General features: G+C 30.8%; 14 protein-coding genes. 2 read left to right on the top strand and 12 right to left on the bottom strand.

Features of this window, described 5'->3' with window-relative positions; translation table 11 throughout:
* Positions 1 to 146: 146 nt before the first annotated feature.
* From ACKTTC_RS15165 to ACKTTC_RS15145, 5 genes are all read right to left on the bottom strand, one after another.
* Complete coding sequence (locus tag ACKTTC_RS15165; RefSeq protein WP_408040695.1) at positions 147 to 458, bottom strand: hypothetical protein; 312 nt, start codon at positions 456 to 458, stop codon at positions 147 to 149.
* A gap of 128 nt (positions 459 to 586) precedes the next feature.
* On the bottom strand, positions 587 to 1,450 hold the full coding sequence (locus ACKTTC_RS15160; protein ID WP_408040694.1) for an RluA family pseudouridine synthase: 864 nt from the start codon (positions 1,448 to 1,450) through the stop codon (positions 587 to 589).
* 7 nt (positions 1,451 to 1,457) lie between these two features.
* Positions 1,458 to 1,880, bottom strand: coding sequence for a VOC family protein (locus ACKTTC_RS15155; RefSeq protein ID WP_408040693.1), 423 nt, complete (start codon positions 1,878 to 1,880; stop codon positions 1,458 to 1,460).
* A gap of 136 nt (positions 1,881 to 2,016) precedes the next feature.
* On the bottom strand, positions 2,017 to 2,256 hold the full coding sequence (locus ACKTTC_RS15150) for a hexameric tyrosine-coordinated heme protein (RefSeq protein ID WP_408040692.1): 240 nt from the start codon (positions 2,254 to 2,256) through the stop codon (positions 2,017 to 2,019).
* A gap of 65 nt (positions 2,257 to 2,321) precedes the next feature.
* Positions 2,322 to 2,945, bottom strand: coding sequence for a Crp/Fnr family transcriptional regulator (locus tag ACKTTC_RS15145; RefSeq protein WP_408040691.1), 624 nt, complete (start codon positions 2,943 to 2,945; stop codon positions 2,322 to 2,324).
* Positions 2,946 to 3,322: 377 nt separating this feature from the next.
* On the opposite strand from ACKTTC_RS15145, the gene ACKTTC_RS15140 reads away from it, so the two are divergent.
* Positions 3,323 to 3,811 (top strand): cupin domain-containing protein, encoded by a 489-nt coding sequence (locus tag ACKTTC_RS15140; RefSeq protein ID WP_408040690.1) that lies wholly within the window; start codon positions 3,323 to 3,325, stop codon positions 3,809 to 3,811.
* 232 nt (positions 3,812 to 4,043) lie between these two features.
* A complete protein-coding gene (locus ACKTTC_RS15135) occupies positions 4,044 to 5,846 on the top strand; it encodes an FAD-dependent oxidoreductase (protein WP_408040689.1) in 1,803 nt (600 codons plus the stop codon).
* 82 nt (positions 5,847 to 5,928) lie between these two features.
* On the opposite strand, the gene ACKTTC_RS15130 is transcribed toward ACKTTC_RS15135, so the two are convergent.
* The 7 genes from ACKTTC_RS15130 to ACKTTC_RS15100 form a co-directional block, all read right to left on the bottom strand.
* Complete coding sequence (locus ACKTTC_RS15130; RefSeq protein ID WP_408040688.1) at positions 5,929 to 9,210, bottom strand: S41 family peptidase; 3,282 nt, start codon at positions 9,208 to 9,210, stop codon at positions 5,929 to 5,931.
* A 139-nt stretch (positions 9,211 to 9,349) separates the two neighbouring features.
* Positions 9,350 to 9,913: a TVP38/TMEM64 family protein gene (locus ACKTTC_RS15125; protein WP_408040687.1), complete on the bottom strand. Its 564-nt coding sequence runs from the start codon at positions 9,911 to 9,913 to the stop codon at positions 9,350 to 9,352.
* 148 nt (positions 9,914 to 10,061) lie between these two features.
* A complete protein-coding gene (locus ACKTTC_RS15120) occupies positions 10,062 to 10,388 on the bottom strand; it encodes a YbjQ family protein (protein WP_408040686.1) in 327 nt (108 codons plus the stop codon).
* Positions 10,389 to 10,438: 50 nt separating this feature from the next.
* Complete coding sequence (gene ggt, locus ACKTTC_RS15115) at positions 10,439 to 12,121, bottom strand: gamma-glutamyltransferase (protein WP_408040685.1); 1,683 nt, start codon at positions 12,119 to 12,121, stop codon at positions 10,439 to 10,441.
* Positions 12,118 to 12,702, bottom strand: a complete 585-nt coding sequence (locus tag ACKTTC_RS15110) for an acyl carrier protein phosphodiesterase (RefSeq protein WP_408040684.1) — start codon at positions 12,700 to 12,702, stop codon at positions 12,118 to 12,120. The genes ggt and ACKTTC_RS15110 overlap by 4 nt, the downstream gene beginning before the upstream one ends.
* A 54-nt stretch (positions 12,703 to 12,756) precedes the next feature.
* Positions 12,757 to 14,433 carry a hypothetical protein gene (locus ACKTTC_RS15105; protein ID WP_408040683.1) on the bottom strand — a complete coding sequence of 559 codons (1,677 nt, stop codon included), beginning with the start codon at positions 14,431 to 14,433 and terminating at the stop codon, positions 12,757 to 12,759.
* Positions 14,434 to 14,443: 10 nt separating this feature from the next.
* Positions 14,444 to 15,655, bottom strand: a complete 1,212-nt coding sequence (locus ACKTTC_RS15100) for a DUF4249 domain-containing protein (protein WP_408040682.1) — start codon at positions 15,653 to 15,655, stop codon at positions 14,444 to 14,446.
* Positions 15,656 to 15,666: the final 11 nt, after the last annotated feature.

Raw genomic sequence — 15,666 nt, 5'->3', positions numbered from 1 at the left:
TACATTTTAGTGCCATTCCGAATTTACCTGTGCTGAACATGTTTTAATATTTCGGAATCTCATCATGCTATTAAACAATAGTATAAGATGTGAACCTGAAACAAATTCAGGTTGACGTTTGTTGCTTATTATGGATTATGAATGTTTTACAAAGTCTTTTTGAACTTATCATATAAATTGAAAAACTCTTCTAAAGATTTTTCTTCATCATAATTAAAATGTTCTAAAATCATATTTTTCCATCCAAGAGTTGATTCTGAATATTTATAATAGTTAGCAACCCAATCATCAAAACCTTTCAAAATATAAGCTTCATCAACATTGTATGTCTCAAAAGCATAGTAAATACCATGTATAAAACTATTAAGAGCTGATATTTTCTTTTCGCCAATATACATTGGAGTTCTTAATCTAAAGTTTTCAAGTTCTAATAAGTCAGCAATTTTTACTGAGTTCATATATTATTATTTATAATGGATTATTTAAGAAAGATAATAATTCCGATAAAATAAAAACTCAAGTACTTTATTATAAATGAAGAAAGTTTAATTTATAGATAAATCATATTCATTTAAATTAGAACACGTTATGAATTAGAGAAAATTCGCCTAAACTTTTTAGGTAACTCTTTTGTAAAAGTGACTTTCTCTTGTGTAAAAGGATGCACAAAAGTTAATGATGATGCGTGTAAATACAATCCATTTCCATAAGAAACCAAACCTTCAATATAATATTCTTTATCTCCCAAAATAGGATTCCCAATAGCGTGTAAGTGTTTTCTGAGTTGGTGTCTTCTTCCTGTTTTTGGATGCAATTCAACCAGATTTAAAGCACCATATTTTTCTGAAGGAATTGTTTGTAGAACTGTATAACGAGATTCGGAAGGTTTATCATCAACTGGAAAAGTAATTATTCCAGAATTCTCCATGTTTCCAATGGTAACCGCGTGATATGTTTTCTGAATCGTTTTTTTCTCGAATAATTTTGAAAGCGTTACTAAAGCAGCATTCGTTTTTCCTATTAATAGAAGTCCACTTGTAGGATAATCTAAACGATGAACGGGCTTTGGAGGTACTGTATCTTTCTGAGTGCTCTTTTGTAAATTTTGAGGAAGTGCGTTGTAAATTGTGGCAAAAGAATTCCCACTAACTAAAATTCCAGCAGGTTTTACAATAATTGCTAAAAAATCATCCTCATATAAAACTTCTAAAGGAAAAATAAATTGTTTTTTAGAAGTGTTTTCTTCTGGTTGATAGAGCTCTATGAACTCGCCACCATGAATAAAAAGTGCAGTAGTAGCTTTATGACCATTTACATGTACCAAATCTTTTTTAATGGCTTTTTTAATGCCAGATTTTGTAGGAATACTACTAAAAATTCCAACAATATATTCTTGTAAACGAATAGGAGTTTCTTGTTTAGGAACTTTATGACTTTCGAGTAAAACCAAAGGTTGATTATTTAGCAAATAATTGATTCATGTCTTTAAAAGCCTTAAATTCTAGAGCATTGTTTTCTGGATCGTTAAAGAACATAGTAGCTTGTTCGCCAACTTTACCTTTAAAACGAATAGTAGGCTCGATGATAAAATTTGTACCTAGACTTTTTAACCTTTCTGATAATGTCGTCCAATCATCCCATGACAAAACAACTCCAAAATGAGGTACAGGAACATCATGACCGTCTACTGGATTTGTAATTCCTTTACCAGGAACAAAAACTTCTTTTTGGTGAATCACTAATTGATGTCCAAAGAAATTGAAATCTACCCAATGTGTATCGCTTCTTCCTTCTTCACATTGTAAAATATCTCTATAAAAAATTCTGCATTTTTCTAAATCTAGAACAGGAATGGCTAAGTGAAACGGTTGTACAGTCATGATTTATAAATTATTGGTAAATGTTCTCAAGTATGAGGTTATTTTTCAGGTTTCAATATACTTCAAATAAACGAAAAACGGTTTCAATTATAGCTGAAACCGTTACTATTTATAATATGTTTTGTTACATTATTTATTATTTCCAGTAATTATTAGCCTGTGCTATTGTAGCAAATTCTGTTGCTACAGTTTGACCTATAGCGATTAGCATAGCAGCATCATTGGCATAAGTTGGACGCATTCTTTCTCTAGCTTTAGCATCAGGTTGTGTAATTTTAATAATTAATCGAGCCATTTTTACAGCTAAAGCTCTTCCTTCTTCAGGAGTTTTGGTAATTAATGTATTTCCTGGAATTAATTGTGTTTTTTCAGACATAATGATTTTGTTTAATTATAAACAAAGCTATTAATGGTCTAAAAGAGAAACAGTAACATTTGTTACTATAATATTTTTATTCTTCGTCCGTCTTGTTTAACTATTTGTTTTGCATTCAATTTTTGCATTAAACGAGAAATAACTTCTCTGGAAGTTCCTAAATTATTAGCAATATCTTGATGAGAAATTTGTAAAGTTGATGAGCTCTCAATTTTTGATTTTGTGTTCAAGTACTCAATCAGCCGATCTTCTAGGTTATAACAAATTATTTGTTTTGTTGTACTTAATAAATCGCTATAATGTTTTTTGTAGTTATTTAGTACAATGGCATTTAAAGAAGGAAACTTTTTAATCCATAATTTTACTCGATCTATGGGTAATAGTAATAATTCACTTTCTAATTCTGCAATAGCTGAGAATTCGGCTTGCTTTTCATTATTAATATGGGCAAAACTATAAATACAGGATTCTCCAGGTTCTATAAAATATAGTAGAAAGTCAATTGTATCTTCGCTGCAAAATACTTTAATACATCCTTTACGAAGTATAGGGAGATATTTTATGAAATCTCCTTGCTTGACAATATATTCATTGGCTTTAAAGACTTTCTGTAAAGCATATTTTTCTATTTCATAAAGTAATTCTTTTGAGAAATCTGGATAACATTGTGAAAGAAAATCTGTTTTCATTATTTAATAAAACCTAAAGGAATGCTATAAACGAAAATAAGAAACTTTATGTTTCTTTTGTTAATTATAACATTAAAGCTTCTCGGTTAGATTAAACCATTATAAAAATATATTTTCTTAGAAAGAGTGATTTTCCTGTTTTTGATTGGGCATTGTAGAAAAATCTAAAAAGTTTTGTAACTTAAGATCAGATAAGTAGCGTGTTAAGGCTATTTTATTTATATACTGTTATATCCCCAATAAAATTCTAAAAAGTTAACGAAAGCATATCATAGCTTTTCAATAAAGCATGTATTGACCTACAAAATTAATTATTCTTAAGTATGTAGTCTAATATGTGTTCTTACAAATTAACCTTTACATAAAAATACATTACCATGTTAACAAAAAGAATTTCCCCGTTTGTAAGTGATCTTTCACTACAAAATTTAGCAACTACACGTTTTCCAGAATTATCACTATCATCAGATAGTTTACCAGCTGGAATGCAACGAATTATTATTGGTCCTAATCAATTATTAACGCCACATTTTCATCCAGATACAAATGAAACTACTATTTGTTTAAGAGGGGCTGGTATTGTAGGAATTGTTGAACCAGATACGAATTGTAACAATCCAATAGGCTCTAAACTTGTAGAATCTTGTTTAGTAGCGAATGATGTTGTTTTTTTACCTCAAGGTTATCCTCATTATTTTAAAAATACAAGTTCTATACATGAGATGGAGTTATTGCTAACATTTGAAAATTTCAATTTTAATGTGATAACTGTAGCTGATATTATAAAACAACTACCAAATACAGTTACAAAAGCAGTAAATGAAAGTGTACCTAATGCTGGTCATGCACCGATTATTAATTATTAATTATTATTCAAAAAAATATACCAAAGTAGGAGTAAGTAGTTAATAAAACTTTAAATAACACTCATTCTTATTTTAACTACGCTTAGGACCATTTTAAGGTAGAGCTGTTCTATTAAAAACTATTTTGGTGTAAGTAAATCCAATACAGATTTTATTGTGATCAAATTTTGGATTAACGATAATATTATTAAAAACTAAAAAATAGTGTAACTACAATTTAACTCACACATCAATGGAAATAGAAACTCCCCAAAATCTAAAAACAAGATTACCATTTAGTAATGGTTTAACGAAAGAAGAAATAATAGCGTTTGAAGATGCCTTTAAAAACTGTAAAGAAAGGCCAGTGTTTTACGTACCTTCAACAACAGAATCTTACGATGAATTGCGTCAAGTATTTAATAGGCGGTTCGATTTTATGCCTTCTTTAATAATTCAACCACGTACCACAGAAAATGTTGCTATAGCTATTGCTTATGCGACGGAACAAAATATTCCTATTACCGTAAAATCTGGAGGACACGATCATGAAGGAGAATGTGTTGCAACAGGAAAAGTATTGATTGATTTTGGAAAAATGAATGAAACCAATGCTTCTTTGCCAGATTTTAAGAAAGGAAAAAAGTCTATGAAACAGATTTCCATCCAACCAGGTTCACGATTTAGAAGTATAAAAGAAGTATTAGATGATAAAGGTTTAGGAATACCACACGGAACTTGCCAGAGTGTTGCCATTGCAGGGTACACAATGGGAGGTGGCTGGGGACCATGGACTAGAAAATATGGAATGGGATGCGAACGTTTAAAAGGAGCAACCATTGTGCTAGGAGATGGAACCATAAAATATTTAGGAACAAGTGCCTTTTATAATAAAGATAAAGCGAATAAAGAAAACACTGAGGGATATGATAGCAAATTGTTGTGGGCAATTAGAGGAGGTGGAGGTTTAAGTTATGGTATTGTAACTGAGTTTTTCTTTGAGCCTTTTGAGTTGCCAAACATAGCATTTAGCTTTCATATTTCGAATGATATGCTTCCTGTTTTTGATAAAATAAAAGCACATATTGTTATTAAAGCTTGGGAAGAAATTATTAAACCAGAAAGAAATCCGAATTTAATAGGAACTAATTTAAAAGTATTAGCTAAACCAGTTAAAAGTGAACTTGATATATCTGAAGAAGCGATATTAGAATGGACTTTAAATGGGCATTTTGGAGGTAATCGTACAGAGCTAAAAGAAATGATGCTTTCTTGGGGAAAGTATGTTGTTGAGATGATTGAAAAAGATCCTGTTTTCTCCAAAAGAGAAAAACAAAAGATGATAAATGATGTAGAAGAAGGGCTTAAAAAGAAATTTGATGAAGCTGTTAATAGTACTTACATTCAATCGTATGTAAAAGGAGTAACTAATGGTGGATACCCATTTACCTTTGAAAATTGGGATCGATATTCTGTAACAGCAAAAGAACATGGGTTGACTTTAGAAACCGATTGTCCTGCACCGCATAAAATAACATCAAGAATGCCAACCGAAAATTGGGAGGATGAAGATATGAGTAGGAAACAATTAGTTTGTTCTTTACAATCTACACTGTTATATGATTTGAAAGAGAGTAATATTTCTTCTTATATAACGCTGGGAGCAATAAATGGAGACTTTTATGCTACAAAGGAAGCTAAAGAATTGTCTGCATTAAGTTGTGCTTTTCCTTATCAAACAAGACCTTTTACAATTCAGTATCAAACATGGTGGGATATGCCAACAGAAAATGAAGAAAAGCTTTGTACTATGGATACACATACAACTGAAAAAATTGTACCAACTCGATTTCATGTAAATAGGGCTTTAGATTGGATGGAAGAATGTCGCGATTTTAAAATTAATGAAACCGACGGATCTTTTATTAGTTTTAAAGATAGTTCGATACCTACTAAAAATTATTTTGTGCACAATTATGAAGAGCTAATGAAGATAAAGCTAAAATATAGTGAGGATAGTAAGAACTTATTTCAATCTAGAAAAACAATTATCTAAATCTTAATAGTAAGATCAAGTAATAGATTAAATAAAAAACGAAGCTCAATAAGAACTTCGTTTTTGCTTTTTATATTATGTTTTATTCATTTCTAAATCCTTTTGGACGTTTAGAACGAATAGGAGCTTTAGGTTCAGGTTTCATTTTAAACTCTTTCGTTTTTAATAAACGTAAACCTTCTTCTACAGCTTTTTCTAATTGTGGATCTTTTCCTTGTAATACATTTTTAGGATCTTGAATAACTTCAATGTCTGGAGCAACACCTTCACCTTCTACAGCCCATTCACCATTAATATCAAAGAATCCACCACGAGGAGCAACCATGCGTCCACCATCAATAAAACGAGGTGTATCCCAAGTTCCAACTAAACCTCCCCAAGTTCTGGTTCCAACTAAAGGTCCTAAATTTTTAAACTTGAACATATATGGTAAAAGATCTCCACCAGAACCAGATCGTTCATTAATCAGCATTACTTTTGGACCCCAAATACCTGCCATTGGAGTTGTCCAAGGACGTCTATCATTCGCTTTACTATTAAAGTATCCCATTACTTCCCTAGACATAATATCAATCATATAATCTGCAGCAGAACCACCACCGTTATTACGCTCGTCTATAATAGCTCCTTTTTTGTCTTGTTGAGAGAAATAATAACGATTGAAAGAATTGAATCCTTGTCCAGATGTATTAGGAACATATACATATGCCAATTTGCCATTAGACAATTTATCTACTTTTCTTCTGTTTCCTTCCACCCAATCTACAGTTCTTAAAGCTCTTTCACTTGGTATAGGTTGAACTAAAATAGTTTTGGCATCTTTTGTTGAAGGTTTGTCATTTACTTTAATATAAATTTCTCTTCCAGCAGTTTGTTCCAACAATTGATATACGTTTTCGTCTGCTGTTAATGGAACACCATTCACTTCTAATAAATAATCACCTTCGTTTACATCTATGCCAGGTAAGCCTAAAGGAGCTTTAATATTCGGATTCCAACGTTCTCCTTTATATATTTTTTTGAAACGATATTTTCCGTTGTCGATTTCAAAATCAGCACCTAAAAGTCCTACAGGAACAAATTTAATTCTAGGATTATCACCACCAGATACATACGAGTGTCCAACAGCAACTTCACCACTCATAATATCTACTACGTAATTTAAATCAGTTCTGTGTCTTACATCGTTTATCCATGGAGAATACCATTCGTACACTTCTTTCCAAGGAGCTCCATGTACATTGTCTACATATAAGAAATCACGCATAAAACGCCATCCTTCTTTAAAGATTTGATGTGCTTCAGCTTTTGGATCTACTTTTAATTTAATATCTATTTTTAATTTTCCTTTAGGTCCTTTTGGAGGAGTTTTAGTACCAACCAAACTCCAGCCTCCACCTTTATAAAGTAAAATAGAATTACGATCTTCAGATACTACGGCACCAAATACACCTTTGGCAAAATCTGTTGCTTTTTGTTTGGTAACATCGTATGAAAGTAATTTCAGTCCTCTTGCATTAGGGACAGCTTCAAATACAAACACTTTATTTTTAGGAGCTTTTAATAAACCAGTATAGTTTCGAGGCGGTAACTTTAAAGCAATTGCTCTGTCGAAAATACCTTTAGCATCAATAACTACTTTTATATCAGTAGCTTTTTTCTTAGTATCCTTTTTGTCTTTTTTATCTGACTTTTTACCTTTTTTATTTTTGGAACCTGCAGCTTCTTCTTTTGTTATTTCCTCTTCGTCAGTTTTTGGTAGGTTAGGAGCTTTTCCTTTAGAGTTTAATACAATTGCGTACAAACTTCTTGTTATATTAGGATCGTAAGAACTCATATCTAACCAACCAGATTGAAGTCCATAATTAGTACTAGCTAATGTATAAATATATTTTCCAGAAGCATCCCAAACAGGACTGATTGCATCTGCAATAGGATCTGTTATTTGAACTGTTTTTTTAGTGCTGATTTGATATGCAAAAATAGATTTGAAATGACTCCTATTTTGTTTTGCATAAGCAATCCAATCACTATCTGGAGACCATTTTGGGTTCATACTTCTGTTAGGATGCGCATAACTATCAGTTGCTATTTTCTCTGCTTTTTTTGTTTTTAAATTCAGCACCCAAATATTGAAATCGGTATCAGTATAAGAAATATATTCACCGTTTGGAGACCAATCAGGTCTGAAATAAAAAGTAGGATTTGGTATAGCAATAAATGTTTGATCTGAACCATCTTGTTTAGCAATCACAAGTTCGTATTCTCCGTTTTTATCTGAAAACCATGCTATTTTATCACCTTTAGGAGACCATACTGGAGCGCGATCTGCTACACCAGGAGAATTGGTAATATTTCTCCAAGTCCCATTTTCTTTAGGTACTGTAAAAATTTCTCCTCTAGATTCGAAAATAGCTCTTTTACCTTTAGGAGATACATTAGGATTGGATAGATTTCTGGCAGAAATATCAATCCATCTAGGCCTTGAATAATTCAAATCTCCTTCAACAGTAATAGGAATTTGTGTAGTTTTTCCTGTGTTAGGATTTAAGAAGTGAATAAACCCTCCTTGCTCATATACAATTCCATTTTTATTCGCATCTAAACTTTTTACATCAAACTTCTTATGAAATGTAATTTGTTTTTCCTGCTTGGTATTGAGGTCGTAAGACCAAATGTTACTAGCGTAATCTCTTTCGGAAATGTAATATACTTTTCCATTATACCATACTGGATCTAAATGTCTTTCCTGGTCTTTTTGAGGAGTACGAATTAATTCCTTAGTTTTTAAATTTACAATCCAAATAGGCATTGCTTGTCCACCTCTATAATTTCTCCATTCTGCATCCCAACCAGTAATAGGAGTGTAGGCAATATATTTTCCATCTTCAGAGATTTCTCCATAAGCAGCTCTAGGAATTTCAACAGTCTCTGGTAAACCACCATCTACTGAAACAGTATAAAATTTATTAGTTTGTGTTGGTCTTGCAGCTCTGCCTGATCTAAAAATAATTTTATTATCAGGTGTCCAGCCTTGTACAACATCTCTGCTAGGATGGAATGTCAACCTTTTAGGTTCTCCTCCTTCAATAGGAACGACATATACATCAGTATTTCCATCGTATTGGGCCGTAAAAGCGACCATTTTTCCGTCTTTTGAAAAATGCGGATTTGATTCTGATCCTTCGTGGCTGGTTAACCGAATGGCATTTCCACCATTTACTGGAGCTTTCCAAAGGTCATTTGCATGTACAAAAACTACTGTGTTATCTGATAATGTAGGTTGTCTTAATAATCGGGTGCCTTGTGCATAACTTATTGCTGTTATTAAGAGGGACCCAACAACGAATAATGTTTTTTTCATAAAAGTATTATTTGGTTGATGAAGTATAACAAATCTAGCTAAAAGGAATCTTAAAATTAGTGAAGGATATGTTAAAGAAGTTTTATTTATATTTTGTTAAAAGTCTGCTAGTAATTGGATTAGTTGAGTGAGATATCTTTTAAAGATTTACTGTTGTACCAGAGTAAATATAGAAAGAGGTTAAGATTAATTCTCCTAAAAACACACCTAAAAACATATATTTGTAAGGCATTTTTACGATTCCAGCAACATAACAAATAATATCGGTTGGAACCAGGGGGAAGAAAGACCATCCTAAAACTAAAAAGGTAGCTCTAGAGCTTTGTAATTTGTTTTCCCATTTTTTTACTTTAGAAGGATATTTCTTTTCTAAGTATTCACTAAAACCTAAGATATCTGAAAAATAGTAAAGGGCTGTAGCAGATAGCATAATTCCAGCCATAGAAATTAATAATACTAGTAATAAGTTATCTGGAAAAAGTAATGCGCCAGCAATAACAAAAGGAGTACTAGGTATTAAAAAAAAGCCTCTTACTAAGGAAATAATTATATATACGGTTAATATGTGTCCTTTATAAGAACTAATGAAACTTTTTATATAGTTAGCAGAAAGTATTTCTGGGTTCTTTAAATAACAGTATAAAACATATAGGAGTAAGAATCCCCAGAGCACATAAAAGATTTTCTTTCCAGTCTTTAACATAGTTTTTTCAATAAGAGGTTAATAATGCAATTGTTTGTTCTAGTTTAAATACAGAACTTATTACATAGACGATTGGTAAAAAAAGATGTTACGGCGAGTCGGTATTACTTTTATAAAATTTTCAGCAATATTTTTAATTGCATAATTATTAAAGAGAAATTTTGACTGCAGTACCCGTAACAGATACAAGCAAAATGGTTGAGTTAGCAATAGTTTCAATATCTACTTTTATGCCTACGACAGCATCTGCATTTAATGCTACAGCATTTTCTTGTAATTTTTGAAATGCTCCTTCTTTAATATTTTCTATACCAACTTCATAAGCTTCGAAGCGTTTCTTTGTATTGAATAAATCACTAAAAGAAATATTTTTCCCTTTGTAATCATAAGTAGAGTTATATGAAATACCAGTTACAATTCCTTTGTATTCAATTATTTTATGTCCTTCAATAGAATTAGTGGTTGTTAAAATCATAGTTTTCAAGTTTTTTATATTAGTAGCATTTTATAAGTTTTTGTTACAAATTAAAAACCAACCGCAGTATCGTCTCCACGATGATCTGCACCACCTTCTAGTTTTCCGTCAGGTAAAACTAAAATAGCATCAACTTTACCAATCACAGGAGAGTTTGTTTCATCTAAAACGTATCCTAATACTTTTAATTGACCTTTTACTTCTTTTGAAAAACCTTTTGGTTCCATTTTAATATTATCAGGTAGCCATTGGTGGTGAAATCTAGGCTGATTTACAGCCTCTTGCATACCCATATTATATTCATGAACATTTAAAATGGTTTGTAGAACTGAGGTAATAATTGTTGATCCTCCAGGAGTTCCTACAACCATAAATAACTTTCCATCTTTTTCTACAATAGTTGGGGTCATAGAACTTAACATTCTTTTTTGAGGCTCAATTTTATTAGCTTCTGCACCAATTAAACCAAACATATTAGGAGTTCCTGGTTTACTGCTAAAGTCATCCATTTCATTATTTAAAAAGAAACCTAGTTCTGGACAGTATAATTTAGAGCCATAAGCACCATTTATTGTTGTAGTTACAGAAACAGCATTTCCAAACTGATCCACGATAGAGTAGTGTGTGGTTTCATTACTTTCAGAAAAACTAACATTACCATGAGAAATAGTGCTAGAAGAAGTTGGTTTTTCAAAAGAGAAATTATTCATATTTGATGTAGCATATTCTTTACTTATTAATGTATTTAATGGAATTTCAACAAAATCAGGGTCACCTAAAAAATGACTTCTGTCAGCGTAAGCTCTACGTTCTGCTTCTGTAATAACTTGGATAGATTTTAATGAGTTATGGCCATATTTATCGAGATCGTAAGGTTCAATAGCATTCATAATCTCTGCTAAACAAACTCCACCACTAGAAGGAGGTGCCATAGAAATAATTTTTAAATCATCGTAATTAAAAATAACAGGAGTTCTCCATTTTGCTTCATATTTCGCTAAATCCTCTACAGTAATAATTCCTCCATTATTTTGGATAAATTCAGCTAAAACTTTAGCAGTTTCTCCTTTATAGAATTCATCACGACCATGTTCTTTAATTCTAGTTAAAGTAGCAGCTAATGCGTTATATTTTATAGTATCTCCTTTTTTCCAGTTATTATCTAGTAGAATAGTTTCTAAATTCGCTTTTCTAAAATTTGGAGCATGCTTTTCTAAACGTTCTTGTTGTTTTTGAGTTACAATAACTCCTTTTAAGGCTAAGTTAATTACAGGCTGTATAATTTCTTCCATAGGAAGTGTTCCAAATCTTTTATGTGTTTCAAAAACACCAGCAACAGTGCCAGGAACTCCAACAGCCATTGCACCAATCGTACTTTTACCTTTAATTACATTTCCTAAAGAATCTAAATACATATCTTTAGTTGCTGCCAAAGGAGCTTTTTCTCTGTAATCTAATGCGCCAATTTCTCCGTTATTTTTTCTATAAACCATAAAACCGCCACCACCTATATTACCAGCATATGGATATGCAACAGCCAAAGCTAATTCTGTAGCAGCCATTGCATCGAAAGCATTACCGCCTTTTTTAAGAATTTCAACTCCAATTTTAGAAGCTTCTTCTCTTGCAGAAACCACCATTGCTTTGTCAGTGATTAAACCTATTTCAGGTTTTTTATTGCAATTAAAAAGAGTAAAAGAAATAATTGTAAATAATAAAAAAAGTCGTCTCATAATTTTTGAATCTCAGTAGTGGTAAAATCCATTAGTTGTAACATAAAAGCTTGAAAATCTTTTTGTAAATCTGTATAATAAAGATTTAAATCTTCAATAGCTAAGTTCATTTTAGATTTTCCTTTAGTTCTTCTATTCATACCATTTAAAACATCTCGAATACCATCTTTGTATTGATAATTGTATAACCAATTATACTGTACCATATAAGGGAGTAGTTCTAATGTTTTCTCTGGTAGAATGTTTGTGTTTTTTTGTAGTAATTGATAAACTCCTTTAGTAAAAATATCTAACGGAATTTGTGAATAATTTTTCCAGTTTTTAGCTAAAAAATGATCATAAAAAATATCAATAATTACACCTCCATAATGTCCATAACGTTCATGTAATCGACGTTTACTTGTACGAACAATAGCATTTGTATCTGTGAAAGTATCTATAGCTCTGTGTAAGTGAATCCCTTTTTGCACATTTTCAGGAAGGTGTTTGAATTTGTTTCCTTTTACATGATCTGCAATAAAATTACCAATGATAATTTGAGGATTGTTAGGGGAGAGGTATAGATGAGCTAAAAAATTCATTGCATAAATGTAAACAAAAAAAAACAAGAAAATTAATTCTTGTTTTTTGATTGTTTAGTTTACAGTAAATGTTTTTTTGACTGACACAAATTTTCCGTCTTTAGTAAAGCCTTGTGCATCTATTTCAAATTCTCCTGTAACATCTGAAGTATAAAAACTAAGTTGTTTTTGAGTTAGATTTAAATTTGGATTCCAGTATAATTGCGTTCTATAATCAGGTATTCTTTGATTATTTGTTTCGTGTTGTTGAAAGAAATATAATTTTTCTGGTTGTACAGGTTGAATTGTAAAGTCTTTCGTACCTTTTGTGTTGGCAATAAAGTCCTTTTTAAAAGTATCTACAATAATAATCCCTTGATAAATTGCATTTCCGTAATAGTATTTATCACTAACAACAGAGATCGATTTAATTTTTCTTGAATTATAACCAATTAAATCATTATGATCATATACAATATGCCCATCAATAATTAGTAAAGAAGGAAGGTAATTTAAAGTTTCTGAAGCATCAGAATCAGTAATACTGATTTTATAACTATCATTTCGTTTAACAAATCCAGCTCCTTCAATAACTTCAATAAATGTTTCTCTTACTGTTTTGAACCTTTTATAATCATCTAAAACATATGTTTTTTTAATTTGATTAAATAAAGGGTCTTTTTTAGATGTTTTTAATATAGAGTCTTTTTTAACAGTGTAAAAAGCATTTTCTATTTGAGAATAAATACTTCTATTTTTAATAACGTCAATTGTTTTTTGATCTACCGTCATTTCAGGAAAATCATCAAAATTTGTTTTTACGATACCCTTTTCTTTTAATTGAATATCATAGTTCTCTCTTTCTTTATCTAATATTTGAATAGAAATTTTATCTACATCTACGTCTAGCATATTGAAATAAAACTCTCCAGCATCGTTTGTTAAGGCTGTTTGTGGTAAGTAATCGTGATTTCCTTTTAGAGATAAAGACAGTAATACATTAGGAATTTTAGTACCTTCAGTTTTCGAAGTTACTGTTCCTTGAATAATAGATCCTCTTAATTCAGGTAAATAAATATTAGATTTATTTACCAAATTAGAAGTGCTAACTTCTTTTCCATTTGTTCCAGAAGGTAAGTTTAAGTTGCTTTTTTGTTTAACAGATATAGAAATTTTACCATCAAAATTTAAATTATTTATAAAATCTAAAGTAATTTTTTGTCTTGTTCCATAAGATGATTGTAAACCGTTAAATAAATTAATAGATGTGTTGTTTACCGAAGGTATAGTAGAAGAAACTGATGAATTACTTTTTCCTTCAACAGTACTTTTTAACTTGTCTGAGAAAGGGTTTACAATGAAAATATTTTTCTCAAAAAAAGCTTGTTTGTTCTGCATCCATTGTGTGTATGCAGCTAGTTTATAAGTACCAGTTTTAACATCTGTATTGATAAAGAAATCGCCGTTTCCATTTCCATCTTTTAGATTTACTTTTTGTTTCAATACAGAAACATTATCAGAATTTATGAGTTCTATATAGGCTACCTTACTGTAATCTGAAAAGTTCTTATTGGTATCAAAACAATATATTTTATAGTATAAGGTTTCACCAGTAAGTAAAAAATCATTGTTAGTATGTGCATAAATACTCTCTTGAGGTAACTTATTAAAGTTAGCTGTTAATGGCGAATTAGATTGTGCTATTCCTGTTATTGAAATGGAAAAAGCTAGTGTTAATAATATTCTTTTCATTGTGTTATTTTTAATCTATCCAAAAACTTGGTTGTTTAACTGAGCCTAAATGTGAACAATCTCCGCAAGGTCTTAATACTAACATATAAGGACCAGCTGGAGGAGAACCTATTCCTGTTGGAGGTTGACTATGGAAAATATAGTTAGTATTTAATAAGTCTAATAAAGGGGATGTGCCAAAAAATTCTACGAATGGTTGAGGAAAATCGTTACAAGTTCCTAACCCCAGATAATTTATGAAGCCAGTTGTGGTAATATCTGCCCTATTAAAAAAAACTCTTTTAGAAACAACAGAAGATACATCAAAAAAGCCAATTACCCTATCTTCATTAGGAGCTGAGTTAGAACTAATATTACTAGCAATATTACCTACTTGAGTTTGCGAGAAAATATCGTTAGGATCTGAGAAAGTATTTAATAGCGTATAAAATTCGTAGGTATTTCTATTCAAGACATATTGTCTTAAAAGTATAGAGTATCTAATCCCAACTAAATAACTATCTTGTGGAATCTCTCTAACGGTAAAATTCGATACTTCATCTGAAGACAAAGTTTTTGTTTCAGTTAATAAGATCTTTTTAGACTTTTGAGTCGGATAACAAAAACCAATACCGTATATATCTGGGTCTTTTTCTACTAATTCAAATTGATATGGTGAAGTTGCTGAAATTACATTAATTTTTTTAGAACTCCATGTTTCAGTTTTTATTTTATATGTTTCATCATATTCATAACGATAATAGCTACCTTCAGGATTATTTCCCTTACCACTTGCTTTAAAAGAAATAATAGGTACATTTAAATTATTATTCTCTACAGTTGCGGTAATATCATCAATTTGAGATGCTTGAGGTAATGTCTCTGGTGTAGAACTATATGCTCGACCATCTTGAGTTTGAATATTTAATGTATAGGATGTATTTGGAACTGCAGCAAATTGAACAGTAGAAATATATACACCTGAGCCTGTATCGTTAAAATTGTATATGTTTCCTAAATTATCTGTAATAGTAATAGTTGCATTTTCTTCTGGTACTGCTTCAGTACTATCTATTGGAATTGTATTGGATAATTCTATCGTATGATTCTTAAGTTCATTAGTTAATATAGCCCTTACAACTAGATTTTTATCAACTGCTGTACTTGTAAAATCAAATGGTTCAATACAACTTTGTAGAAGAATTATTATTAATATATATGTGTAAAATTTAAGGTGTTTCACTATATTTTGTT

Source organism: Tenacibaculum amylolyticum (genome assembly GCF_964511145.1).
Taxonomy (GTDB): Bacteria; Bacteroidota; Bacteroidia; order Flavobacteriales; family Flavobacteriaceae; genus Polaribacter; species Polaribacter amylolyticum.
This window is presented reverse-complemented; position numbering and strand designations above follow the sequence as displayed.

Excerpts from the sequence above, each read along its gene's own strand:
- ACKTTC_RS15130 (WP_408040688.1), bottom strand. The coding sequence starts at position 9,210 with ATGAAAAAAACATTATTCGTTGTTGGGTCCCTCTTAATAACAGCAATA.
- ACKTTC_RS15110 (WP_408040684.1), bottom strand. The coding sequence starts at position 12,702 with ATGAATTTTTTAGCTCATCTATACCTCTCCCCTAACAATCCTCAAATT.
- ACKTTC_RS15145 (WP_408040691.1), bottom strand. The coding sequence starts at position 2,945 with ATGAAAACAGATTTTCTTTCACAATGTTATCCAGATTTCTCAAAAGAA.
- ggt (WP_408040685.1), bottom strand. The coding sequence starts at position 12,121 with ATGAGACGACTTTTTTTATTATTTACAATTATTTCTTTTACTCTTTTT.
- ACKTTC_RS15140 (WP_408040690.1), top strand. The coding sequence starts at position 3,323 with ATGTTAACAAAAAGAATTTCCCCGTTTGTAAGTGATCTTTCACTACAA.
- ACKTTC_RS15120 (WP_408040686.1), bottom strand. The coding sequence starts at position 10,388 with ATGATTTTAACAACCACTAATTCTATTGAAGGACATAAAATAATTGAA.
- ACKTTC_RS15125 (WP_408040687.1), bottom strand. The coding sequence starts at position 9,913 with ATGTTAAAGACTGGAAAGAAAATCTTTTATGTGCTCTGGGGATTCTTA.
- ACKTTC_RS15105 (WP_408040683.1), bottom strand. The coding sequence starts at position 14,433 with ATGAAAAGAATATTATTAACACTAGCTTTTTCCATTTCAATAACAGGA.
- ACKTTC_RS15135 (WP_408040689.1), top strand. The coding sequence starts at position 4,044 with ATGGAAATAGAAACTCCCCAAAATCTAAAAACAAGATTACCATTTAGT.
- ACKTTC_RS15150 (WP_408040692.1), bottom strand. The coding sequence starts at position 2,256 with ATGTCTGAAAAAACACAATTAATTCCAGGAAATACATTAATTACCAAA.
- ACKTTC_RS15165 (WP_408040695.1), bottom strand. The coding sequence starts at position 458 with ATGAACTCAGTAAAAATTGCTGACTTATTAGAACTTGAAAACTTTAGA.
- ACKTTC_RS15155 (WP_408040693.1), bottom strand. The coding sequence starts at position 1,880 with ATGACTGTACAACCGTTTCACTTAGCCATTCCTGTTCTAGATTTAGAA.